Source organism: Actinosynnema sp. NPDC091369 (assembly GCF_044757065.1).
Lineage (GTDB): Bacteria > Actinomycetota > Actinomycetes > Mycobacteriales > Pseudonocardiaceae > Actinosynnema.
In genome coordinates this window covers 1-22,450 of the sequence record NZ_JBIVUG010000001.1, presented here as the reverse complement: position 1 = coordinate 22,450, position 22,450 = coordinate 1, and the positions used below count along the sequence as shown (strand labels likewise).

Genomic DNA, 22,450 nt, shown 5'->3' with positions numbered 1-22,450 from the left:
CCCGAGTCCCCTTGGAGCGTGTCGTGGCGGTGGCCAGGTGGAAGTGGCGGACGGCGGGGGTGGTCGCCACGGTGGTCCAGGCGGCGGCCGTGGCGTCGCTGCTGTTGTTCCTGATCGACGAGGGGTCCGACCTCGCCGAGGGCATTTTCGCGGTCTCCTACCTCCTCGGCCTACCCGTCGAGGCGAACCTGTTCATCGCCCTGGTGCTGGTCGTGCTCGGCGCGGCGCTGCGCAGGCGCAAGCGGTCGGCCCTGTGGACGTTGCTGCTGTTCGAGGTGCTCAACCTGGCGTCGGTGCTGCTCTACCTGGTCCTGTACTGGGTCGACCCGGCGCCGTTCCTGGGCAGCGACGAGCTCGCCGACCCGGTCGGGGTGGCGGTCGAGGTGAGCGGGTTCGTCATCGTCTCGGCCGCCCTCATCGCTCTGCTGCTGGTGATCCGGGACGCGTTCCCGGCGAAGCTGGCGCCGGGCGCGTGGCGGCAGGCGCTGGTGGTCTTCGGCACCGGGATCGTGGCGTTGTGCCTGGTGGGCTGGGGTCTGGCCGAGGTGTTCCCGGGCCACCTGCACGGCACGTGGCCGAAGCTGGTGTGGGCGGCGAACCAGGTCACCGGCGAGGTGCTGCCCCAGCGGCGGGGTGGCCAGGGCCCGGAGTGGCTGAGCGTGCTGCTCGGGTTCGGCGGCATGCTGGTCGTGATCGGCGCGCTGTACGTGTTCTTCCGCGGCGAGCGCTCCAGCCGGGTGCTGGACGACGCCGACGAGCTGGCCGTGCGGCGGCTGCTGGCCGCGCACGGCGAGCCGGACTCGCTGGGCTACTTCGCCACCCGCCGCGACAAGAGCGTGGTGTTCGCCCCGAACGGCCGGGCCGCGCTCACCTACCGGGTGCTCGCCGGCACGGCGCTGGCCAGCGGCGACCCCATCGGTGACGAGGAGGCGTGGCCGCAGGCGGTGCAGGCGTGGCTGGCCGAGGCTCGGCGGTACGGCTGGCTGCCGGGCGTGCTGGGCGCGAGCGAGCGCGGCGCGCACGTGTACGCGGCGGCGGGGCTGAAGGCGCTGGAGATCGGCGACGAGGCCGTGCTGGACGTGCGCGAGTTCACCCTGACCGGCCCGGAGCGCAAGGCCGTGCGGCAGGCGGTGAGCCGGGTGGAGCGCGCCGGGTACACCGCCCGCGTGCGGCGGCACGCCGAGATCCCGGCCGACGAGCTGGCCTCGATCCTCGACCTGGCGCAGCGGTGGCGGGGCGCGGCGACCGAGCGCGGCTTCTCGATGGCGCTGGGCAGGCTGGGCGACCCGACCGACGGCCGGTGCGTGATGGTCGAGGTCTACGACGAGCACGGCGAGCTGCGCGGCCTGCTGTCGTTCGTGCCGTGGGGCAGGCGCGGGCTGTCGCTGGACCTGATGCGCCGCGACCGCGCCGCGGAGAACGGCCTGAACGAGTTCATGGTGGCCGAGTTGGTGGCCGCCGCCGCGCGGCTGGGCGTGCAGCGGGTGTCGTTGAACTTCGCCATGTTCCGGGCGGTGTTCGAGGAGGGCGCGCGGATCGGCGCGGGCCCGGTGCTGCGCACGTGGCGGGCGGTGCTCGGGTTCGTGTCCCGGTTCCTCCAGCTGGAGTCGCTGTACCGGTCCAACGCCAAGTACGGCCCGGAGTGGCTGCCCCGCTACCTGTGCTTCACCCGGACCCGCCACCTGCCCCGGGTGAGCGTCGCGGCCGGTGTCGCCGAGGGGTTCGTGCCGAGCCTGCGGTCGCTGTTCAAGCGCGGTTCGTCGCGTGCGCTGCGCTACGAGACGGCCGGCACGAGCTTCGCCGCCGCCGTGGCCGAGATCGACGCGATCAAGGTCGAACCCCGACGGCTCCGCCGCCCGGAGCAGGTGCGGGTGCGCATCGCCAAGCTGGACCGGCTGCGCGCCGACGGCATCGACCCGTACCCGGTGAACTACCCGCGCGACCACACGCTGGCGCAGGCCCGGGAGCGGTTCGGGGAGACCGTGTCGGTCACCGGCCGGGTCGTGGCGCTGCGCGAGCTCGGCGGCCTGTGCTTCGCCCGGGTCCGCGACTTCACCGGCGAGCTCCAGCTCATGCTGGACGCCGCGCGGGTGGACCTGACCGCGTGGAAGGCGGGCGTGGACCTCGGCGACCACGTGGGCGTGCGCGGCGAGGTGGTCCGGTCCAGGCGGGGCGAGCTGTCGGTGCTCGCCGACTCGTGGACGGTGACCGCGAAGTGCCTGCACCCGCTGCCGGACCGGCGCAAGGGCATGTCCGACCCGGAGGCCCGGGTCCGCCGGCGGTACCTGGACCTGGTGGTGAACGACGACTCGGCGCGGATGCTGCGGCTGCGCAGCGACGTGGTGCGCGGCATCCGCGACTTCCTGCACGACCGCGGCTTCCTCGAAGTCGAGACGCCGATGCTCCAGGCCGTGCACGGCGGCGCGAACGCCCGGCCGTTCGTCACCCACATCAACGCCTACGACATGCGCATGTACCTGCGCATCGCGCCCGAGCTGTACCTGAAGCGGCTGTGCGTGGCGGGCGTCGACCGGGTGTTCGAGCTGAACCGCAACTTCCGCAACGAGGGCGCGGACGCTTCCCACAACCCCGAGTTCACCATGCTGGAGGTCTACCAGTCCTACGCCGACTACACGACGATGCTGCACCTCGTGCGGGAACTCGTGCAGCACGCCGCCGTGGCCGCGCACGGCCGCCCGGTCGCCGTCCGCGACGGCCTGGAGGTCGACATCTCGGGGGAGTGGCCGGTCGTCCCGGTGCACACGGCCGTGTCCGCCGCGCTGGGCGCGACCGTGACCCCCGACACGCCGCCGGCGGAGCTGCGGTCGTTGCTGGCGGGGCACGGCATCGAGCTGAACGACGACGCCGACCACGGCGCGCTGGTGCAGGAGGCTTACGACGAGCTGGTGGAGCCGAACACCGTCGAACCCACCTTCTACACCGACTTCCCGACCTCGGTGTCACCGCTGACCCGGCAGCACCGCGCCGATCCCCGCCTGGCCGAGCGCTGGGACCTGGTGGCGTTCGGGGCGGAGATCGGCACGGCCTACTCGGAGCTGACCGACCCGCTGGAGCAGCGCCGCCGGCTGGAGGCGCAGTCGTTGCAGGCGGCCAGCGGCGACGTCGAGGCGATGGAGCTGGACGAGGACTTCCTCGACGCCTTGGAGCACGGCATGCCGCCCACCGGCGGGCTCGGCGTGGGCGTGGACCGGGTGCTGATGATGCTCACCGGCACGTCGATCCGGCAGACCGTGCTGTTCCCGTTCGTCAGGCCCGTGTCGTGAGCAGGCCGGCCCGCGCCCGGACGGCGGCGGTGGCGGCGTCGAACCCGGCCGGGTCGGAGATGGTGGTGTTGCCCTCGTACGTGACGCCGTCCGGCACGGCGTCGCTGCCGACCGGGTCGGCGTCGAAGAAGTTGCCGCGGTAGGCGACGTGCCGCAGCGGCGGGTGGACGAGCAGGACGGCGGTGTTGTCGGCGCGGGTGACCACGTTCCCCTCGACCTCCACCCAGGTGGCCCCGTAGTCGGTGTAGAGGCCGAAGTTGTACGGCGTGCGCGTGTCCTCGATGACGTTCCCGCTGATCACGGCCCCGTTGGCGGGTGAGTCGCCCTGCGGGCCGGACAGGTAGACGCCGCCGCCGTCGGCCAGCACGCCCATGGTCGCGGTGACCAGGTTGTGCGTGATGCGGGTGCCGCCGCGCGACGGTCCGGCGACGATCCCGTTGTGCGGCACGTCGTGCACGTGGTTGTGCGTGATCACGCCGTCCTCGGTGTCCAGGAACGCGATGCCGGCCGAGCCGGAGTGGTCCAGCCCGACGTGCCCGACGAGGTTGTCCTCGACCAGCGCCTTGCTCGTGCCGGTGACGGCGATGGCGGACGCGGCGAGGGTGTCGAAGTCGCAGCCGCGCACGACGAGGTCCGCGCCACCGGTCGCGCCGAGCGCGGTGGCGCCCAGCCGGGTGAACCGGCAGCCCTCGAACCGCACGCCGGTCGTCCCGTCCAGCCGCACGGCGGCGGGGATCTGCGCCGGCTCCTCGGGCACGGTCAGCCACGCGCCCTCGGCCACGTCGACCCGCCCGATCGCGCCGCCGTCGTGGTAGCCGTTGGCGTGGTAGTGCAGGAACCCCCGGTCGCTGACGGGGCGCAGCCACGTGGTGTCGGCGAACGTCAGGCCCCGGAACGCCACGTCCCGGGTGCCGGTGGCCCGCACCAGCACCTCCAGCACGGGGGCGACGACGTGCGGTTCGCCCTCGTCCGGGCGGGGGAGGTAGTGCAGGACGTGCCGCTCCCGGTCCAGGGCGAACGTGCCGGGGGTCAGGAACGCCGGGTCGTTCTCGACCCGGGTCGGCGCGGGCAGGCCGGTCGAGCGGTGGCCGTCCCACTCGGAGTCGTAGACCTCACGGGCCCAGTCGAACGCGGGCTGCGCCATCGTGATCACGCCGTCCGGGCCGGCGGACGCGACGGCCGTGCGCGCTTCGCTCCACGGGTAGACGCCCCGGTGCACGAACTCGACGCCCGCCGGGCTCCGCCAGTCCAGCGCGGTGTCCGTGGCGTAACCGGTCTCGGTGCGGCGCACGGTGCCGGGCAGGCCGGCCACGCCGGCGCGTTCGACCCGCCGCCCGTTCACCACGAGGTGCCGCGTGACGAGGTCGCCGACTTCGGCCCGCCACCCGCCGTCCGGGTCCCGCTGCCCGGTGATTTCCCGGCCGCCGCTGATCACGGCTTCCTCCCGGGCGTCGGTGCCGAAGCCGAACGCCTGGTAGACGACGTGGGAATCGTCCTCGGTCAGCTCGAACGGCTCGGTGAGGACGTGCGTGCCCGCCCGGAGGTGCACGGTGACGTGGCCGGCCGCCGCACGGGCCGCGCGTCGGGCGTGCTCCAGTGTGCGGAACGGGCGGTCGGCGGTGCCCGCGGCGGAGTCGTCCCCGGCCGGGGAGACGTGGAAGTCGGTCATGAACAGCCCCCAAGGTGTTTATGGCGTAAACCACAACAGGTATACCATGGAGGCGTGATGGGGAAAGCGGGCGATCCCGACCGCTCGGTCGAGCTGCTGTGGGACGGGCGGCCGGGGCTGAGCCTGGAGGCGGTCGTGGGTGCCGCGGTCGAGGTGGCCGACGCCGAGAGTCTGGCCGGGCTGTCGATGCGCAAGGTCGCCGAACGGCTCGGCTTCACCACCATGTCCCTGTACCGGCACGTGCCCGGCCGGGAGCACCTGGTCGACCTGATGCGCGACGCCGTGCTCGGCGACCCGCCGCCGTTGACGGGCGGTGGGTGGCGCGCGGAGCTGGAGGCGTTCGCCCGGTACGCCTGGGAGCTGCGGAAACGTCACCCGTGGCTGGCCGAGGCGCGGGGTCGGCACGTGCCGGGACCCAACGCGCTGGCCCACTACGAGCACGCGCTGGGCATCGTCGCGGGCACCGGCCTCCCGCCGGCCGAGGTGGTCGCGGCGGTGGCGCTGCTCGGCCGGTTCGTGGACGCCGAGGCGTCCGCGCTGGTCGAGGCGGCACGGGTGGAGCGCGGCACCGGCGTGAGCGACGAGCAGTGGTGGGGCGAGCGGGGCGCGCTGTTCGCCCGCTTCGACCGCTACCCGGTGCTGACCCGGCTCTGGGAGGCGGGCGGCTTCGACCAGCCGGTCGACCCGTTCGAGTTCGGCCTGTCGCGGCTGCTGGACAGCATCGACCTGCTCATCCAGAAGCGTGATGTAAAGCGTGATGAAACATGCAAGGTGTGTGGCACTCCGGTGGTGCAACCCGCCTCCGGCCGGCCTCGCGCGTACTGCTCGCGGGCGTGCCAGCAACGCGCCTACCGCACCCGCCGGTCGACGTGAGCCGCCCACCCGGGCGGGGTGGGCGGCTCACCTCCGTCACACCTGCACGGTCGGCAGCACCACGAGCTGCCGCAGGTTCACGTTCTTCGGCCGGCTGGTGGCGAACCCGACCACGTCACCGATGTCCGCCGGGTTCAGGGGCGGCATCTCCTCCCGCCACTGCGCCAGGTGCGCCGACACGTCCGGGTTGTCGATGTGGCTCGCCAGCTCGCTGTGCACGAGACCGGGCTCGACGTTCGTCACCCGCACGCCCTGCGGCCCCAGCTCCGTGCGCAGGTTCGCCGACAGGTGCGTGACGGCGGCCTTGGTCGCGGTGTAGACCGCGTAGTTCGGGAACGTCAGGTGCGCGCCGATGGACGAGATGTTCACCAGGTCGGCGGTGCCGGTCGCGCCCGCCTCGACCAGGTCGGCGGTGAACGCCTTGGTCACGTTCAGCAGGCCCTTGAGGTTGGTGTCGATCATCCGGTGCCACTCGTCGTCCCGGCCGTCGGTGATCGGGTTGGCGAGCATCACGCCCGCGTTGTTCACCACCAGGTCGACCCGCCCGAAGGCGGTGTGGACGGTCTCCACCGCCTCGGTGAGGTCGCCGGTCACGTCGGCGGCGACGGCGAGCGCCTGCCCGCCCTCGGCGGCGATCTTCTCGGCCAGCTCGGTGAGCCGGTCCGCGCGGCGGGCCAGCAGCGCGACCTTCGCCCCGGACCGGGCGAGGACGAGCGCGATCTCGGCCCCGATGCCGCTCGCGGCACCGGTGACAACGGCAGTGCGGTTGTTCAGGTCGTAGGTCATGGCAACAACACTGACCCCGGTCGGGGCGCGGACATGAGGTGCTGCTCCACCTGTGGGACGGCGCACCCTAGGTCTGGCAGTACCCAGGCTCAGCGGGTGCGGCGCGGCCATACTGGGTGGGTGAACCACGACCTCGGCGAATTCCTCCGCAGCCGCCGGGCTCGCGTGCGCCCGGACGACGTCGGCCTGCCCGGTGGAGGTCGGCGCCGCGTCCCGGGCCTGCGCCGCGAGGAGCTGGCGATGCTGGCGGGCGTCAGCGTGGACTACTACATGCGACTGGAGCAGGGCCGCACGCCCGCCGTCTCGGACGCGGTGCTCGACGCCGTGGCCCGCGTGCTGCGCCTGGACGAGACCGAACGCGCCCACCTGCGCAACCTCGTCCGCCCCGCGCCGGTCAAGCGCCCCGCGCCGCAACGCGTCCGACCGGGTCTGCTCCGGTTGCTGGACATGATGGACGACGTGCCCGCCTTCGCGATGGGCCGGCGCGCCGACATCCTGGCCTACAACCCGCTCGCCGACGCCCTGTACGGCTTCGGCGAGCTGCCGCCGGAGGAGCGCAACTGCGCCAGGCAGACGTTCCTGTGGCCCGAGGCCCGCACCTTCTACCGCGACTGGCCCTCCGTCGCCGCCGACATGGTGGCGTTCCTCAGGCTCGACGCGGGCCGGTACCCGGACGACGCGCGACTGGCCGCGCTGGTGGGGGAGCTGTCGGTGAAGGACGAGACGTTCCGCAAGCTGTGGGCGCAGCACAAGGTGCTGGAGAAGACCCACGGCATCAAGCTCATCCACCACCAGGTGGTCGGCGACCTGGACCTCGACTACGAGACCCTGCGACCGTCCGGCGACCCGGACGTGGTGCTGGCCGTCTACACCGCTCGCGTGGGCTCACCCACCGAGGAACGCCTCAAGCTCCTCGCGAGCTGGTCCGCAGTGCCTTCAGGAACGCCTTCAGAGCAGCAGGCTTGACCTCCAGCACTGGCCCCTCGGCGTTCTTCGAGTCCCGCACGGCGTCCAAGCTCGCTCGCACCTCGACGCACTCACCGCCGCTGTTGCCGCTGTAGCTGCTCTTCCGCCAAGTCATGCCTCAACGCTATCAAGCATGTCCGTCACCGAAACCGCCTCCAGTTCCTGGAAAACGGCTTCGTAGTGGGAAATCCGACTCTCCTCGTCCACCAGCAGTCCGTCGGTCAACGTCTCCACGTACACGGTCTTGAGCCGGTCGCCGCTCGGCGTTAGGATCGAGAACGGGAAGTAGAGCGCGCTCGTCAGGCCGACTTCGTCCGGGATGACCCGGATCGTCACGTGCGGCAACGCCGACAGCTCCTTGAGCCGCCTCAACTGCTCGAACCGGATTTCCGGCGACCCGACCGGCGCGCGCAACACGGCTTGCGTGATCACCATGGTGAACTCCGGCGGGTTCGGGCCGGTCATCCGAGCCTGTCGGGCCATCCGGGCCTGGACCAGCCGGTCGACCTCGTCGGGACGCAGCGCCGAGTTGGTCCGGATCACCGCCCGCGCGTAGGACTCGGTCTGCACCAACCCGTGCAGCAGGTCCGGTCGGTAGGACTCGATCTTCCGCGCGGTCTCCTCGGTGTTGAAGAACTTCCGCAGCCGATCCGGGATCGCCGCGCCCCACGGCGTCTTCGGCCTGCGCCGCCGAGCTTCCTCGCCCAGGTGCAGGAGGTCGGCCCGCTCCTCACCCTCGACCCCGAACAGGTCGAGCAGGGCGGCCAGTTCCAGCGGCGGCACCGATGTGTCACCGCGCAGGATCGTGCCCACCTTCGACACCGAGCAGCCCAAGGTCCGCATGATGTCCGCCCGGTCCCTGCCGCTGCGCCGCATGAGTTCCTTCAGGCGTTCGGCGAGCCGTGCGCGGTAGTCGATCGGGCTCTGACCGCTGGTGGTCATGGGTCTCCTCGCTTGATCACCGCCAGTCTGCCCGAGCCCGCGCGGCCTTTACGTCACCCGGTCAGGCGACTATCCAACCTAACCGCTCAGGTTTAACGTCTCGCTTATGACTGGTGAAGAGCGTGAGTTGGTGGCGGAGGAGGCTCCGCGCCTGTTCGCCGTGGTGGAGCGGGTTCCGGAGCTGCACGTGGCGGCGTGGGGGCTGGAGTTCGAGGACGGCGCGCAGGTCGTGTCGGAGGACGGCAGCCTGCGGATGAGCCTGCAAGGTCCGGAGAGCTGCCTGCACCTGTTCAAGGGCTCGGAGCTGCTCTGGATCTGACCCGACAATAAAACTTGTCAAGACAGAACAAGTTGTCATAGGCTGGTCGCACACCGACGAACGGGAGCCGGCCATGTCCTTCCAGGCGTACCTCGACACCATCGAGCGCAAGACCGGCAAGACGCCGGCCGAGCTGCTGACCGAAGCGGGCGCGCGGGGGTACGACGCGACCACCAAGGCGGGAGTCGTCCTCCAGTGGCTGAAGGACGACTACGGCCTGGGTCGAGGTCACGGCATGGCGCTCTACCACGTGCTCAAGAACGGCACCGCGATCAGCGACAAGCACCTCGGCACCACCGGCGCGCACCGGGACGACTCCACGACCCTGCGCGTGGACGGCCTCGCCAACCGCTGACCCGACCCCGATCAACGAGGAAGGCCCGCGTTGCGACTCAATCCCGGCGAGGTCCAGGCCACGGGGTGGCGCGTCGAAGCGCTGTCCGACGTCGCCCGACGACTGCGCGAGGCGGCGGGCGACGTCACCGGACGCCCCGTCATCGTCGCGATCGACGGACGCGGCGGTGCCGGCAAGTCCACCCTCGTCGAACGGCTGCGGAAGGCCGTCCCCGGTTCCGGGGTCGTGCACACCGACGACATCGCCTGGCACCACGCGTTCTTCGACTGGGTGGACCTCGTGGTCGACAACGTCCTGCGGCCCCTGCACCGGGGCGAGGCGGTGGAGTTCCGACCGCCGGCCTGGGTCGAGCGCGGCAGGCCCGGCGCGATCCGCGTCGCCGCCGGGGTCGGCGTCGTGTGGGTCGAGGGCACCGGCATCCTCCGCGAGGAGCTGTCCCCGTGGATCGACGCCTCGATGTGGGTGCAGGGCGACCTGGACGAGCAGGAACGCCGCATGACGGCCCGCGACGGCGATTCCCCCGCCCGCAGGCAGCTCCTCGCCGACTGGCTGGCCGAGGAGGTGCCGCTGCTGCTCCGCGAACAGCCGTGGCGGAGGGCGACGGTGGTCGTGGCCGGCACGACCGTGCTCGACCACGACCCGGACGCCGAGATCGTCACCGCCGCGCCGGTGGCACCCTGAGCCCCGCGACCCGGGGCTAGGAGCAGCGCGTGCCCTCCGGCGGCAGCTTCAGCTCGACCAGGTAGGTGTGCCCGGCCTCGTCCACGCACTCGTTGCCGTGGAAGTAGACGGTGTGCTGGTTGCCCTCGAACGTCAGCAGCCCGCCACCGAGCTCCTTGGCCAGGCTGACCCCGGCCTCGTACGGCGTGGCCGGGTCGCCGGTGGTCGAGATGACCAGCACCGGGGGCAGGCCGGACACCGGCTTGTGCTCCTGCACGCTCGGCGGCACGGGCCAGAACGCGCACGCGTCCAGCGCCGCGCCCGGCGGCTGGCCGTCGTCCAGGAACGGCGCGGCCGCCTTGTACCGCCGCGCCACGTCGTTCAGCACGTTCTTGTCCGTCACGCGCGGCTCGTCCACGCACTTCACCGCCACGAACGCGTCGGTGATCGTGGAGTACCGGCCCTCCTTGTCCCGGTCGAAGTAGTTGTCGGCCAGCAGCATCAGCACGTCACCGCGGTTGTTCTTCAGCTCGGTCAACCCGGTGTTGAGCGGTGCCCACAGCTCCTCCGAGTACATGGCCTGGATGGCGCCGGTGATCGCGTCGTTGTACGACAGCTTCCGCTCGCCGACCGCCACCGGCCGCTGCACCAGCGGCAGCGTCAGGTCGCGGAACGCCTGGTTCGCCTTCGCCGGGTCGGTGCCCAGCGCGCAGTCCTGGCGCTTGGCGCACCACGCGGCGAACGCGTCGAACGCCTTCTGGAACCCCGCGCCCTGCGCGATCAGCGACTCGACCTGGTTCTGCGTCGGGTCCACCGCGCCGTCGAGCACGAGCGCCCGCACGTTGCCCGGGAACGCCTGCGCGTAGGCCGCGCCGATGTGCGTGCCGTACGAGTAGCCCAGGTAGGTCAACTTCTCGTCGCCGAGCGCGGACCGCATGACGTCCAGGTCGCGCACGACGTCCCGGGTGCCCACGTTGGCCAGCACGTCGACCCCGGTCGCCGAGGCGCACTTGTCGGCGTACGCCTTGTTCTCCGCCTCGGTCTGCGCCAGGCCCGCCGGGGACGTGTCGATGTCGTTGTCCAGCCGGTCGGCGTCCCGCTCGGCGTCGGTCAGGCACTTGACCTGCGGTTCGCTCGCCCCGATGCCGCGCGGGTCGAACCCGATCAGGTCGAACCGCTCACCCACCGGTGTCGACTTGACCTGCGTGCCCATGCCCGCCGCCGCGGCCATGCCGGACGCGCCCGGACCACCCGGGTTGATGATGAGCGACCCGATCCGGTCGCCGCTCGCGGCCTGCCTGAGCAGCCCGATCCTGATGGTCCGACCGTCGGGCCGGCTGTAGTCGAGGGGCACTTCGAGCCGGGCGCACTCGATCGACTTCTTGTTCTTGAACAGCGTCGTCGTGGTCCCGGTCGTGGCGTAGGGCGCGCAGTCCTCCCAGCCGAGCTGCTGGCCGTAGAACCGCTCCAGCCCGGCGGGCACCGCCCCGGCCGGCCCTCTCCGCTCCAGCGCCGTCCCGGCGGTGGGCGACCCGGACAGCACGCTCGTGCACGAGGCGAGGATCGGCAGGACGAGGAACAGCATCATCGGACGGCGCACGTCCTCGATCGTAGGTGTGACTCGTGGGACACAACGGCCGCCAAGGTCGCTCCGGGTGAGCGAGAATGCCCCCATGCCACAGCTCCGACTCGCCCTCGCCCAGGTCAACGCCTGTGTCGGCGACCTGGCGGGCAACACCGAACTCGTCGTCGAGTGGTCCCGCAAGGCCGTGGAGGCGGGCGCCCACCTCGCGGTCTTCCCCGAGATGGCGCTGACCGGCTACCCGGTCGAGGACCTGGCGCTGCGCGTGTCGTTCGCGGAGGCGTCCAAGGAGGCGCTGACCGCGCTGGCGTCCCGCCTGGACGACGAGGGCTGCGGTGAGCTGGCCGTGTTCGTCGGCTACCTCGACCGCGACGAACGCGGCATGCGCAACGCCGCCGCCGTGCTCTTCCGGGGCCGGGTCGTCGCCCGCCAGCACAAGCACCACCTGCCGAACTACGGCGTGTTCGACGAGCGCCGCTACTTCACCCCCGGCGACGCGCTGGACGTCGTGCGCGTGCACGGCGTCGAGGTCGGCATGGTGATCTGCGAGGACCTGTGGCAGGACGGCGGGCCGATCGCCGCGCTCGGCGAGGCGGGCGTGGACCTGGTGGTCTCGCCGAACGCGTCGCCGTACGAGCGCAAGAAGGACGACGCCCGGCTGCCGCTGGTCGCGCGGCGCGCGGTCGAGGCGGGCGCGCCGCTGGCGTACGTGAACCTGATCGGCGGCCAGGACGAGCTGGTGTTCGACGGCGACACGATGGTGGTCGGCGCGGACGGGTCGCTGATCACGCGCGCGCCGCAGTTCGTGGAGCACCTGGTCGTGCTGGACCTCGACCTGCCCGGCGGCGCGCCGCGCACCGAGGGCGCGTACGGCGGGTTCACCGTCAACCGCCGCACCCTGACCCACGACCCGCTGCCGGCCTACGAGCCGCTGCCCGTGCCGCAGTCCGCCGAGCCGCTGTCCGACGAGGCGGAGGTGTGGCACGCGCTCGTCACCGGCCTGCGCGACTACGTGCACAAGAACGGCTTCCGGTCGGTCGTGCTCGGGTTGTCGGGCGGCATCGACTCGGCGGTGGTGGCCGCGCTGTCGGTGGACGCCCTGGGCCCGGACCACGTCTACGGCGTGTCGATGCCGTCGGTGTACTCGTCGGACCACTCCAAGTCCGACGCCTACGACCTGGCCCAGCGCACCGGCTGCCACTACTCGGAGCAGCCGATCGCGGACATGGTCCGCGTGTTCGTCGACCAGCTCGGGCTGACCGGGCTCGCCGAGGAGAACGTCCAGGCGCGCTGCCGCGGCGTCACGCTGATGGGGCTGTCGAACCAGCACGGCCACCTGGTGTTGGCCACCGGCAACAAGACCGAGCTGGCCGTGGGCTACTCGACCATCTACGGCGACGCGGTCGGCGGGTTCGCGCCGATCAAGGACGTGCTCAAGACGCTGGTGTGGGACCTGGCGCGGTGGCGCAACGCCGAGGCCGAGAAGCTGGGCGAGCTGCCGCCGATCCCGGAGAACTCGATCACCAAGCCGCCGTCGGCCGAGCTGCGCCCCGGCCAGGTCGACACCGACTCGCTGCCCGACTACGAGCTGCTGGACTCGGTGCTGGACGACTACGTGGAGGGCGACAAGGGCTACCGCGACCTGATCGCGATGGGCTTCACGCACGAGCTGGTCGACAAGGTGCTGCGCATGGTCGACAAGGCCGAGTACAAGCGCCGCCAGTACCCGCCCGGCACCAAGATCACGTTCAAGGCTTTCGGCCGCGACCGCAGGCTGCCCATCACCAGCGGCTGGCGCGAGGGCTGAGCACGCTCGTCAGGCGGTGGCCGTCGTCCCGGTGGGCGCGGCCGCCGTCCGGGTGCGCGGCTTGCGGTTCGCGCCGACCCCGCCCGCGACGGCCATCGCCCCGAACACGATCAGCACCACGGCGAGCAGCCAGACCAGCGCGATCAGGCTCGCCACCGGCCAGACCAGCACCACGACCCCGCCGAGCGCGGTGATCGCGCCGGAGAACACGGCCCACCCGCTCCTGCCGAACCCGTGGAACACCTCGGCCACCCCGCCGACAACCCAGGTCACGCCGAGCAGCAGCGCCAGCACCGCGATCGTCTGGAACGGCGCGCGCAGGCACAGGATGCCCGCGACGAGCGCCAGCAGCCCGGCCACCGCCATCAGCCAGCGCTGCCGCCCCGGCTCGCCCCCGGTGAACGAGCCGACCAGCCAGAAGACGCCGGTGATCAGCATCTCCAGGCCGAACAGCACGGCCGCCGTCACCAGCGTGAGCCCCGGCCACAGCAGCACGGCCACGCCGATCGCCAGGGTGATCACCCCGAACGTGATCCACAACGTTCGCCCGCGGCCGGCCTCCGCGTCGCCGCGCCCGGCCTGACCAGCGGTGTTCGCATCGGGATGTGTCATGCGGCCATGGTCCGTCGGCCCACCCGCCCGCGCAGGGCCGGTTCACTCGTCCGAGTGGTTCTCGCCGGGGTCAGGCCGCCGGCCCGGAACCGGCGCGCGGCAGCAGCAGCGACACCACCGCGCCGATGCCGCAGATCACCGCCGTGATCCAGAAGATCTCGTGGTACTCGGTCAGCAACGCCGCCGTCAGCGCCTCCCGGTAGGCCGCCGCCTTCTCGGCGAACTCCTCCGGCGACACGCCGAACGGCAGCGGCGTGTCCAGGTCCGCCGTCAGCTCCCGGAACCGGTGCAGCCCCCAGGCCGACAACCCGGCCACCCCGACCAGCATCCCGGTCATCCGCGCCACCACCACCGCGGCCGACGCGACACCGTGCTGGTCGGCCGGCACGACCCGCAGCACCGCCGCCGACACCGGCGCGATCACCAGGCCCAACCCGAACCCGGCCACCGCCAGGTCCCGCCCCACCACGAACGACGTCACCGAAGCGGGCCACTGCGCGATCAGCGCGTAGGCCGCGCCCGCGATCACCAGCCCCGCGAACGACACCCACCGGTCACCCGACCGGGTGCGCGCCGCCACCCAGCCGCCGACGAGCGCGCCCACCGGCAACGCGATCAGGAACCGCGCCAGCATCGCCGCCGCGGCGCCCGAGTCGCGCCCCAGCACGGTCTGCGCGAACAGCTCCACGTCCACCAACGTCACCATCAGCGCCGCACCGGTCGCCAACGACACGCCCAGCGACGCCAGGAACGGCCCCATCGCCACCCCGGCCGGGTCGAGCAGCCGCACCGGCGACCGCCGCTCCCACAGCACGAACCCGGCGAACACCACCACCGACGCGCCCAGCGCCGGCCACCCCCACGACGGCAGCACCGACCGCGACGGATCGGGGTTGTAGAGAGCCACCACCAGCAACGACAGCGCCAGCGCCAGCAGCCCGCCGCCGACGAAGTCGATCCGCACCGACGACCGGGCCGACCGCGGCACGGTCAGCTGCACGACCACCATCGCCACCGCCGCCAGCGGCAGGTTCACCCAGAACACCCACCGCCAGCTCTGCGGCTCCACCGACTCGAAGAACGACCAGGCGTTGAACAACGACGCCAGCCCGACGCCGTACAGCGTGCCCAGCACGCTGCCCAACTCCTGCGCCGCGCCCACCACGCCCAACGCCGACGCGCGCCGTTCCGCCGCCCACAGGTCCGCGACCAGCGCCATCGTCACCGGCAGCAGCGCGCCACCGGCCAGGCCCTGCACCACCCGCCCGGCCACCAGCAGCGGCAGGTCGCCCGCCAGCGCGGTCACCGCCGAGCCCACCGCGAACCCGACCAGGCACAGGTGCAGCACCAGCCGCCGCCCGAACCGGTCCGACAGCTGCCCCAGCAGCGGCATCCCGGCCACGTAGCCGAGCAGGTACCCGGTCACCACGGGCGTGGCGCGTTCCAGGTGGTTCACCGGGATGCCCAGGTCGCGCACCATGTCCACGAGCACGCCGACGACCACGTACGCGTCCAGCGCGCCCAGCAGCACCGCCGCCGCGCCCGCCCCGATCGCCAGCCGCCGCGCCTTGACCCCGCTCATCGCCGAACCGTCCACGGCAGCGCTCACGCGGGCGGCGAAACGGTGACGGGCTTGTTGAAGTCGGACAGCTCGATCGTCACCTTCGCCCCGCTCGGCAGGGTGAACAGCGCCTTCTGCAGCCGCTCGTCCTTCAGCGAGAACTGCGAGGCCACGTCGGCGTCGATGCCCGGCACCAGCCCGGCGACCACGTCCCGCGGCACGGTCGCCTCGACCACCGCGACACCGCCGTCGTCCGACACGGTCTTGGCGTCCCGCGCGTCGGCCAGCACCCTGGCCACGCCCTTGTCCGGGTCCAGGATCGCGGTCGGGTCGTACACCTGGCCCGCCAGCGCCGCGGGCAGCTTGGTGAACCCGCCGGTCGGGCCCTTGAAGTACAGGTCCTGCTCGACCAGCACGTACTCGACCTCGATGAGCTGGCCGAACTGCTCGACCTTCGCCCGGCCCTGCGACTGGCCCTCGGCGTTCAGGTCGCCCTCGGCGTCCTTCACCGTCACGCCCGGCAGCTCGCCGTCCACCTTGATGGTGAAGTGCGTGCTGGTCACCGACTTCATCCCGGCGGACGCCTTGGCCAGCAGGCCCGGCCCGTCGGGCAGCGAACCGCCGCCACCGCCGGACGACGTGCAGCCCGCCACGAGTGCGAGCACGAGCGACCCGATCAGGGCGCGACGAGAGAGCATGGGGTGCATCGTAGATCCAGTCACCCGACAGCACGGCCGAACGCCACGGCAAGCCCGTGACCTGGGCGTTGTCCTCGGCGAGGCGAACGGCCCAGCACGTTCCGCCGAGTCGGCAACGCGCCGCCGGCCGCCCTTACCTAGGCTTCGTGTCATGAACCGCCAGCAGGAGTTCGTGCTCCGCACCCTCGAGGAACGCGACATCCGGTTCGTCCGGCTCTGGTTCACCGACGTCCTGGGATTCCTCAAGTCGGTGGCGATCGCACCCGCGGAGCTCGAAGGCGCCTTCAGCGAGGGCATCGGCTTCGACGGCTCGGCCATCGAGGGCTTCGCCCGCGTGTACGAGTCGGACATGGTGGCCAAGCCGGACCCGTCGACGTTCCAGGTGCTGCCGTGGCAGACGCCGGACAAGAGCCACTACTCGGCGCGGATGTTCTGCGACATCGCCATGCCGGACGGTTCGCCGTCGTGGGCCGACCCGAGGCACGTGCTGCGCCGCGCCCTGGCCAAGGCCAGCGAAGCGGGCTTCACCTGCTACGTGCACCCCGAGATGGAGTTCTTCCTGCTCAAGGGCCTGCCGGACGACGGGAGCGAGCCCGTCCCGGCCGACAACGGCGGTTTCTTCGACCAGACCAGCCACGAGACCGCGACCCACTTCCGCCGCCACGCCATCGAGGCGCTGGAGGCGATGGGCATCTCGGTCGAGTTCAGCCACCACGAGGGCGCGCCCGGCCAGCAGGAGATCGACCTGCGCTACGCCGACGCGCTGACCATGGCCGACAACGTGATGACGTTCCGGTACGTGATCAAGGAGGTCGCGATCACGCAGGGCGTGCGCGCCTCGTTCATGCCGAAGCCGTTCACCGACCAGCCCGGCAGCGGCATGCACACGCACGTCAGCCTGTTCGAGGGCGACCGCAACGCGTTCTACGACGCCGAGGACCCGTACCAGCTGTCCGACACCGGCAAGATGTTCGTCGCCGGCCTGTTGAAGCACGCCCGTGAGATCTCCGGTGTGACCAACCAGTGGGTGAACTCCTACAAGCGCCTGATCGTGGGCGGCGAAGCGCCGACGGCGGTGTGCTGGGGCCACGCGAACCGGTCCGCGCTGGTGCGCGTGCCGATGTACTCGCCGGGCAAGTCGTCGTCGCGCCGGGTGGAGATCCGCTCGCTCGACTCCGCCTGCAACCCGTACCTGGCGTACGCGGTGATCCTGGCAGCCGGGCTCAAGGGCATCGAGAAGGGCTACGAGCTGCCGCCGCCCGCCGAGGACGACGTGTGGTCGTTGACCGACCGCGAGCGGCGCGCCGCCGGCTACGACAACCTGCCGCAGAACCTCGGCGAGGCGTTGACCGAGATGGAGAACTCCGAACTGCTGCCCGAAGCGCTGGGCGAGCACGTGTACGACTTCTTCCTGCGCAACAAGCGGGCCGAGTGGGACGGGTACCGCCGCAGCGTGACGCCGTACGAGCTGCGCAACCTGTTGCCCGTCCTGTGAGGGAGACGCCCGTGCGGGTGGTGCACACCGGGCACTCGGAGAAGCTAGGTTTGCAGACCGTGACCGAGGTGCCCGCGCGTTCGGAATCCCGTCCCACGTTCATCGCCTGCACGGTGGCGACCGCCGCCGAACTGCCCGCGGTGAAGGTGCTGTCCAGCTCGTTCCTGGCCAACCACCCGCAGGCCAGGTTCCTGGCGCTGGTGGTCGACGCCCTGCCGGAGCACTCCGGCCCGGGCCTGGTCACCCCCGCCGACCTGGGCATGAGCCGGGAGGAGCTGGCGGAGCTGGCGACCGGCTGCACCGCCGCGCAGCTGTGCGGCGCGCTGCGGCCCAAGCTGCTGGAGCAGCTGCTGGGCCAGGGCGTGCCGGTGCTGTACCTGGACCCGTGGGTGCAGGTGCTGACCCCGCTGACCGACGTGGTCGAGTCCGCCGTCCGCCGCGGTCCGCTCGTGCTGCTGCCCAGGGCGCTGCGCCCGCTGCCGGACGACGGCCTGCGCCCCACGCCCACCGAGCTGCTCGAAACAGGCGTGTTCGACCCGGGTTTCCTGCTGGTCGCACCGGGCGCCGAGCCGTTCCTGCGCTCGCTGGCCGACCAGCTGCGCCGCACCCCGGACGCCACCAAGGCCGTCCTCGACATGGCGCCGGCCCTGGTCAACCTGCACGTGCTGCGTGACGCCACGGTCGGCCTGTCGGTGTGGAACGCCGCCCAGCGCGACCTGCACCGCCGCCCCGACGGCACGCTGACCACGCTCGGCGAACCGATCCGCACGGTCCACTTCGCGGGCTTCGACCCCCACCGCCCGTGGCTGCTGTCCGCCGACTTCACCGACCGTCCCCGCGTCCTGCTCTCCGAACACCCGCTGCTGGCCGAACTGTGCACGACCTACCGGGCGGAACTGGTCCGCAAGGGCCACTCACCCCAACGGGTCCGCTACGGCTTCGGTCAACTCCCCGACGGCACCCAGATCCCGGACGCGCTCCGCACGGCCTACCGCGACGCCGCCCGCTCCCACCCGGGCTCCGCCTTCAGCCCCGAAGGCTGGACCCCCACACCGGCCACCGAACCCGACGCCGCCCCGGAACCGGCCGCGGACCCGTCCCAACCGACACCCGCGCCGGGACAGGCCAAGCCGAGCACCACCGACACCCCCAGCGCCGACTCCACCCGCGCCACCACCCCCCGGATCAACGGCTCTCGTGTCCCCAGCACCGAGACCGCCGAGCCCGCCGCCCTCCCCGAGCAGTCCAGCGCCGAGCCGTCCTCCGCCGAGCCGTCCCCGGTCGAGCAGCCCAGCGTCGAGCCCGGCCCTTCACCCGCGCCAATCCCCGCCGCGTCCGGCCAGACTGAGCCGGCCTCCGGTGCCGCCGCCACTGCCGAGCCGACCTCCGCCGCGACTGGCCTCGGTACCACCGAGCCCGCCGCCACCGGGCCCGATTCCGCCACTGCCGAGCCGGCCTCCGCTCCCGCGGTGCCCGCCACCGCCGAGACCGGCCTCGATACCACCGAGTCCGATTCCGCCGCGCCCCACCAGGCCGAGCCGACCTCCGGTGCTGCCGCGACCGCCGAGCCGGCCGCCGTCTCCGCGGTGCCCGCCACCGCCGCGACTGCGCCCGGTACCGCCGCGCCCGCCGTCACCGCCGGGCCCACGGCCACCGGGCCCTCGCCCGCCGCGACCGAGTCCGATTCCGCCGCGCCCACCCCAGCCCCGGCCGTACCCTCTCCCGCGTCAGCGCAGGCCCAGCCGGTAGGCGCGCAGCCCGCGCCCCCCGCGCCCGCCCGCCCCGCCGCGTCCCCGGCCCGCACCACCCCACCCCCCGCCTTCGGCCCCGACGGCGGAGCGGGGTTCGTGGCCTGGGCCAGCGAACCGGCACCCGACCTCCCCGGCAGCACGCGCTGGGCCGCCGCCCTCTGGCGCTCCGACCCCGCCCTCCGCACCCAGTTCCCCGACCCGTTCGGCGCGGACGCCCCGGCGTTCCGCGACTGGTGCGCGAGCGTCGGCGTCGCGGCGGGCCGGTTGCCGGTCGAGGCCGTGCCCCGCCCCCGCGCCGAAGCCACCGTCCTGCACGACCAGCTCGGCGTCTCCGTCCTCGGCACCGGCCCGATCGCCGACCTCGTCCACGCCGCCGCACGCGCGTCCGGCCTCCCCACCTCCACCACCGCCGGCTACCCGGTCGTCATCCGCGTCGGAGGCACCACCGAACGGGTCCCCGACAGCCGCTTCGTGGTCGACTACCTCCTCGACGACGAGCAGCCGACCGACGCCGCCGAGCTGTGGGTCCCCTCCGAGACGACCCGCGCCACCCTCGAACGCCAGGGCGGCCCGACCGTCCGCGTCCTCCCGCTGCCCGTCCCCCGAGCCGAAGACCAGCCCCGCGAGTCACACGAAAGCGTGATCTTCGGTGCCCTCGCCGACCACGCCGTCGACCGCGCGGGCAACGTGCTGGGCGCGGTCTCCGCGTTCCTCTCCGCCTTCCCCGACCGCAACGACGTGACGCTGCGCATCGAGGTCACCCACGCCGACGCGCACCCCGAGGCCGCCGAGCGCCTGCGCCTGGCCACCGCCGCCGACCCGCGCATCGAGCTGGTCGACACCCTCGGCCCCGTCGACTGCCTCGTCCACCTGCACCGCGGCGGCGCGTGCGACCGGATCGCGCACACCCTCGCCGGGCACGCCGCCCGCGCCACACCGATCCTGACCTCCGACCACGGCGCGGTCGCCGAGCTGTTCGACAAGGCCGCAGCGATCTTCGTGCCGTGCCGCCAGGGCGTCGAACCCGACGTCCAAGCCGCCGCCAAGCTCATGCGCGCCCTCGCCGACGACCTGCCCACGGCCGTCGCGATCGGCATCAAGGGTCGCGACCACCTCCGCGCCACCCGCGACGTCGCCAAGATCGGCGAAGTCCTCCGCGAACGCGTCGAGCACGCCTACCGCGGCTGGCGCGCCCGCCGCGCCAAGCCCGCGCCGACCGTCGACCCGCTCAAGGCGCTGCACTCGGCCAAGCACGCCCTGCTGCGCCAACCCGACGTCGGCACGGCCAGCCGCACGCCCATGGCACCGCAACTGCGCAAGGTCGTCCTGCGCGTCCTCGACCACTACGACAACCACATGCGCGACGTGCTCACGTCCCTGGTCGACGGGGTCGAGCGCACGGTCTCCGAGCTGGTCCGCCGCCAGGACGACATCTCCACCGGCGTCGGCCTCGGCGAGCTGGAGGTGCTGCGCGCCGAGCTGGAGCAGCACGCCGAGCACCAAGGCCACCTCGCCGACCAGCTCGTCGGCATCGACGACGGCGTCGTCCGGGTCCGCGCCGACATGGCCGGCCAGGGACGACGGCTGCGCGAGATCGAGGACGCCGTCGTCGGCGAAGCCGCCAAGCGCGCCAAGCAGGGTGACGCCCTGGCCCAGCGCATCGACAAGCTCGCCGTCGCCCTCGAACGCACCCTCGACCGGATCGACTCGCTCGAGGCCAAGGTCGTGGACGCGTTCCGCGAGCGCGACGCCAGGCTCGACGCCGGGCTGCGCGCCGCCAACCAGTCCCAGCAGACCGCCGACGCCCTGCGCCGCGTCGTGGTGCGCGAGCACGAGCGGCACAGCGAGGTCGTGCCGCGCAGTTCCCTCGTGCTGACCGACGTGGGCCTGCTGCGCCTGCCGTCGGACGACGCGCTCATGCTCCCGATGCTGTCGAGCAACGGGGTGTGGGAGACCGACCTGTCGGAGCTGATCGACTCGGTGGTCGAGCCGGACGGCATCTTCCTCGACGTCGGCGCCTACGTCGGGTACCAGACCGTGCGGATGCTCAGCCGGTTCGGCACGGGCGGCGCGGTGGTCGCGGTCGAGCCGTGCCCGTCCGCGCGGGCGCTGCTGCGGCACAACGTCGACGTGAACCTGCCCGAACGGGTGGCGCAGCAGCTCGTCCTGGTCGACGCCGCCGCGTGGGAGAGCACCGGCGAGCTGGCCACCCAACCGTCGTTGACCGGCGGGGTGTCGGTCGCACCGCTGCCGGAGGGCGCGGGGGAGGACGTGCCCCGCGTGCGTGCCGCCAGGCTCGACAAGGAGCTGGAGGCCGTGCCGTCGTTGCAGGGCCGGAAGCTGTCCGTCGTCCGGGTGGACGCCCCCGGCCGCGGTCACCGCGCGTTGGCCGGACTCGTGCGCCTGCTCCGCCGGGATCGCCCGCACGTGTTCCTGGAGTTCTCCGCCTCGGCGACGGAGGGTTTCGGCGACGATCCGGTCACGGTCCTGAAGGAGTTCCGCATCTGGGGCTACGACCTGGTGCCGGTGGCGACCCGCGAGCCCGCCACGCCGGAGCAGATCGTGACCGCGATGGAGGGCATGCGGACCATCTCCCTGTGGCTGTGCCCGCGTCCCGTCGCGCCCAAGGGCCCCGGCCCGCAGGTCGCCGTACCACGTCGGCAGGCCGCTGACCAGGCGATTTGACACCGGCGAAGGTCATGAGTAACTTTTACCGAGTCGCCAGCAAGAACCTCGGAACGAGCGGTTGACACCGCGAATCGGGCCGAGTAGACTACTGCGGCGTCAAGCTCCCAGAAACGAATAAGCAGCACAGCGTGCTGCCTCCGCTCTGGAAACTGATACAAATTGAATGCGAAGCGAGTTTGTCGCGGAGCCGAGAAGCCGAAACCGGCCGATTTGACACCGCGAAAACGAACGAGCTAAGCTTCAGCCAGAACGAAACACAAAGCCCCGGAATGAACCGCGGTAAGACGCGGGACAAGATGGTGAGCGCGTGTTCTTTGAGAACTCAACAGCGTGCCGAATAGCCAGTAAATTTATGAACCTCGTCAAGAGGTTTCCTTTGAGATTGTTACTGGACAACTGACA

17 protein-coding genes are annotated in these 22,450 nt (G+C 72.2%); 9 read left to right on the top strand and 8 right to left on the bottom strand.

The annotated features are described in order from the left end of the window. Nucleotides 1–23 precede the first annotated feature (23 nt). Nucleotides 24–3,284, top strand: a complete 3,261-nt coding sequence (gene lysX / locus ACIQMJ_RS00085) for a bifunctional lysylphosphatidylglycerol synthetase/lysine--tRNA ligase LysX (RefSeq protein WP_499758808.1) — start codon at nucleotides 24–26, stop codon at nucleotides 3,282–3,284. Here lysX and ACIQMJ_RS00080 read toward each other — a convergent pair. Further along, nucleotides 3,268–4,953 (bottom strand): right-handed parallel beta-helix repeat-containing protein, encoded by a 1,686-nt coding sequence (locus tag ACIQMJ_RS00080; RefSeq protein ID WP_499758807.1) that lies wholly within the window; start codon nucleotides 4,951–4,953, stop codon nucleotides 3,268–3,270. The two genes, lysX and ACIQMJ_RS00080, sit on opposite strands and share 17 nt — an antisense overlap. Before the next feature lie 57 nt (nucleotides 4,954–5,010). Here ACIQMJ_RS00080 and ACIQMJ_RS00075 point away from each other — a divergent pair, with 57 nt between their 5' ends. Beyond that, the gene (locus ACIQMJ_RS00075) at nucleotides 5,011–5,826 is read left to right on the top strand and encodes a TetR/AcrR family transcriptional regulator C-terminal domain-containing protein (protein ID WP_499760218.1); all 816 of its coding nucleotides are present in this window, start codon (nucleotides 5,011–5,013) and stop codon (nucleotides 5,824–5,826) included. Between the two features lie 36 nt (nucleotides 5,827–5,862). On the opposite strand, the gene ACIQMJ_RS00070 is transcribed toward ACIQMJ_RS00075, so the two are convergent. Then, nucleotides 5,863–6,612, bottom strand: a complete 750-nt coding sequence (locus ACIQMJ_RS00070; RefSeq protein ID WP_499758806.1) for an SDR family oxidoreductase — start codon at nucleotides 6,610–6,612, stop codon at nucleotides 5,863–5,865. A 120-nt stretch (nucleotides 6,613–6,732) separates the two neighbouring features. Here ACIQMJ_RS00070 and ACIQMJ_RS00065 point away from each other — a divergent pair, with 120 nt between their 5' ends. Further along, a complete protein-coding gene (locus ACIQMJ_RS00065) occupies nucleotides 6,733–7,578 on the top strand; it encodes a helix-turn-helix transcriptional regulator (protein ID WP_499758805.1) in 846 nt (281 codons plus the stop codon). Here ACIQMJ_RS00065 and ACIQMJ_RS00060 read toward each other — a convergent pair. Together ACIQMJ_RS00060 and ACIQMJ_RS00055 are read right to left on the bottom strand one after the other, a co-directional pair. After that, a complete protein-coding gene (locus ACIQMJ_RS00060; RefSeq protein WP_499758804.1) occupies nucleotides 7,517–7,693 on the bottom strand; it encodes a DUF397 domain-containing protein in 177 nt (58 codons plus the stop codon). The two genes, ACIQMJ_RS00065 and ACIQMJ_RS00060, sit on opposite strands and share 62 nt — an antisense overlap. After that, nucleotides 7,690–8,520, bottom strand: coding sequence for a helix-turn-helix domain-containing protein (locus tag ACIQMJ_RS00055; RefSeq protein ID WP_499758803.1), 831 nt, complete (start codon nucleotides 8,518–8,520; stop codon nucleotides 7,690–7,692). Before ACIQMJ_RS00055 ends, ACIQMJ_RS00060 begins: the two co-directional genes overlap by 4 nt. A 106-nt stretch (nucleotides 8,521–8,626) precedes the next feature. Between ACIQMJ_RS00055 and ACIQMJ_RS00050 the strand changes: the two genes are divergently transcribed. From ACIQMJ_RS00050 to ACIQMJ_RS00040, 3 genes are all read left to right on the top strand, one after another. Beyond that, on the top strand, nucleotides 8,627–8,839 hold the full coding sequence (locus ACIQMJ_RS00050) for a hypothetical protein (RefSeq protein ID WP_141978980.1): 213 nt from the start codon (nucleotides 8,627–8,629) through the stop codon (nucleotides 8,837–8,839). 73 nt (nucleotides 8,840–8,912) lie between these two features. Next, nucleotides 8,913–9,194, top strand: a complete 282-nt coding sequence (locus tag ACIQMJ_RS00045) for a DUF4287 domain-containing protein (RefSeq protein WP_499758802.1) — start codon at nucleotides 8,913–8,915, stop codon at nucleotides 9,192–9,194. 30 nt (nucleotides 9,195–9,224) lie between these two features. After that, nucleotides 9,225–9,875 (top strand): hypothetical protein, encoded by a 651-nt coding sequence (locus ACIQMJ_RS00040; RefSeq protein ID WP_499758801.1) that lies wholly within the window; start codon nucleotides 9,225–9,227, stop codon nucleotides 9,873–9,875. A 16-nt stretch (nucleotides 9,876–9,891) separates the two neighbouring features. Here the strand turns inward: ACIQMJ_RS00040 and ACIQMJ_RS00035 are convergent, their stop codons facing one another. Then, complete coding sequence (locus ACIQMJ_RS00035; RefSeq protein ID WP_499760217.1) at nucleotides 9,892–11,442, bottom strand: alpha/beta hydrolase; 1,551 nt, start codon at nucleotides 11,440–11,442, stop codon at nucleotides 9,892–9,894. Between the two features lie 85 nt (nucleotides 11,443–11,527). On the opposite strand from ACIQMJ_RS00035, the gene ACIQMJ_RS00030 reads away from it, so the two are divergent. Continuing rightward, the gene (locus ACIQMJ_RS00030) at nucleotides 11,528–13,243 is read left to right on the top strand and encodes an NAD+ synthase (protein WP_499758800.1); all 1,716 of its coding nucleotides are present in this window, start codon (nucleotides 11,528–11,530) and stop codon (nucleotides 13,241–13,243) included. Between the two features lie 9 nt (nucleotides 13,244–13,252). Here ACIQMJ_RS00030 and ACIQMJ_RS00025 read toward each other — a convergent pair whose 3' ends face one another. From ACIQMJ_RS00025 to ACIQMJ_RS00015, 3 genes are all read right to left on the bottom strand, one after another. Then, nucleotides 13,253–13,855, bottom strand: a complete 603-nt coding sequence (locus tag ACIQMJ_RS00025) for an HdeD family acid-resistance protein (RefSeq protein WP_499758799.1) — start codon at nucleotides 13,853–13,855, stop codon at nucleotides 13,253–13,255. A 70-nt stretch (nucleotides 13,856–13,925) separates the two neighbouring features. Beyond that, the gene (locus tag ACIQMJ_RS00020; protein ID WP_499758798.1) at nucleotides 13,926–15,437 is read right to left on the bottom strand and encodes an MFS transporter; all 1,512 of its coding nucleotides are present in this window, start codon (nucleotides 15,435–15,437) and stop codon (nucleotides 13,926–13,928) included. A gap of 23 nt (nucleotides 15,438–15,460) precedes the next feature. Next, nucleotides 15,461–16,114, bottom strand: a complete 654-nt coding sequence (locus tag ACIQMJ_RS00015) for an LppX_LprAFG lipoprotein (RefSeq protein ID WP_499758797.1) — start codon at nucleotides 16,112–16,114, stop codon at nucleotides 15,461–15,463. A gap of 151 nt (nucleotides 16,115–16,265) precedes the next feature. Here ACIQMJ_RS00015 and ACIQMJ_RS00010 point away from each other — a divergent pair, with 151 nt between their 5' ends. After that, nucleotides 16,266–17,609 carry a glutamine synthetase family protein gene (locus ACIQMJ_RS00010; RefSeq protein ID WP_499758796.1) on the top strand — a complete coding sequence of 448 codons (1,344 nt, stop codon included), beginning with the start codon at nucleotides 16,266–16,268 and terminating at the stop codon, nucleotides 17,607–17,609. An 11-nt stretch (nucleotides 17,610–17,620) separates the two neighbouring features. Further along, nucleotides 17,621–22,045, top strand: coding sequence for an FkbM family methyltransferase (locus tag ACIQMJ_RS00005; protein WP_499758795.1), 4,425 nt, complete (start codon nucleotides 17,621–17,623; stop codon nucleotides 22,043–22,045). Nucleotides 22,046–22,450: the final 405 nt, after the last annotated feature.

What these genes read in the sequence shown, in the direction of transcription:
- ACIQMJ_RS00030 (WP_499758800.1), top strand. Translation starts at nt 11,528, where the DNA reads ATGCCACAGCTCCGACTCGCCCTCGCCCAGGTCAACGCCTGTGTCGGC.
- ACIQMJ_RS00080 (WP_499758807.1), bottom strand. Translation starts at nt 4,953, where the DNA reads ATGACCGACTTCCACGTCTCCCCGGCCGGGGACGACTCCGCCGCGGGC.
- ACIQMJ_RS00010 (WP_499758796.1), top strand. Translation starts at nt 16,266, where the DNA reads ATGAACCGCCAGCAGGAGTTCGTGCTCCGCACCCTCGAGGAACGCGAC.
- ACIQMJ_RS00020 (WP_499758798.1), bottom strand. Translation starts at nt 15,437, where the DNA reads ATGAGCGGGGTCAAGGCGCGGCGGCTGGCGATCGGGGCGGGCGCGGCG.
- ACIQMJ_RS00070 (WP_499758806.1), bottom strand. Translation starts at nt 6,612, where the DNA reads ATGACCTACGACCTGAACAACCGCACTGCCGTTGTCACCGGTGCCGCG.
- ACIQMJ_RS00035 (WP_499760217.1), bottom strand. Translation starts at nt 11,442, where the DNA reads ATGATGCTGTTCCTCGTCCTGCCGATCCTCGCCTCGTGCACGAGCGTG.
- ACIQMJ_RS00025 (WP_499758799.1), bottom strand. Translation starts at nt 13,855, where the DNA reads ATGACACATCCCGATGCGAACACCGCTGGTCAGGCCGGGCGCGGCGAC.
- ACIQMJ_RS00060 (WP_499758804.1), bottom strand. Translation starts at nt 7,693, where the DNA reads ATGACTTGGCGGAAGAGCAGCTACAGCGGCAACAGCGGCGGTGAGTGC.
- ACIQMJ_RS00050 (WP_141978980.1), top strand. Translation starts at nt 8,627, where the DNA reads ATGACTGGTGAAGAGCGTGAGTTGGTGGCGGAGGAGGCTCCGCGCCTG.
- ACIQMJ_RS00045 (WP_499758802.1), top strand. Translation starts at nt 8,913, where the DNA reads ATGTCCTTCCAGGCGTACCTCGACACCATCGAGCGCAAGACCGGCAAG.
- ACIQMJ_RS00075 (WP_499760218.1), top strand. Translation starts at nt 5,011, where the DNA reads ATGGGGAAAGCGGGCGATCCCGACCGCTCGGTCGAGCTGCTGTGGGAC.
- ACIQMJ_RS00055 (WP_499758803.1), bottom strand. Translation starts at nt 8,520, where the DNA reads ATGACCACCAGCGGTCAGAGCCCGATCGACTACCGCGCACGGCTCGCC.
- ACIQMJ_RS00015 (WP_499758797.1), bottom strand. Translation starts at nt 16,114, where the DNA reads ATGCTCTCTCGTCGCGCCCTGATCGGGTCGCTCGTGCTCGCACTCGTG.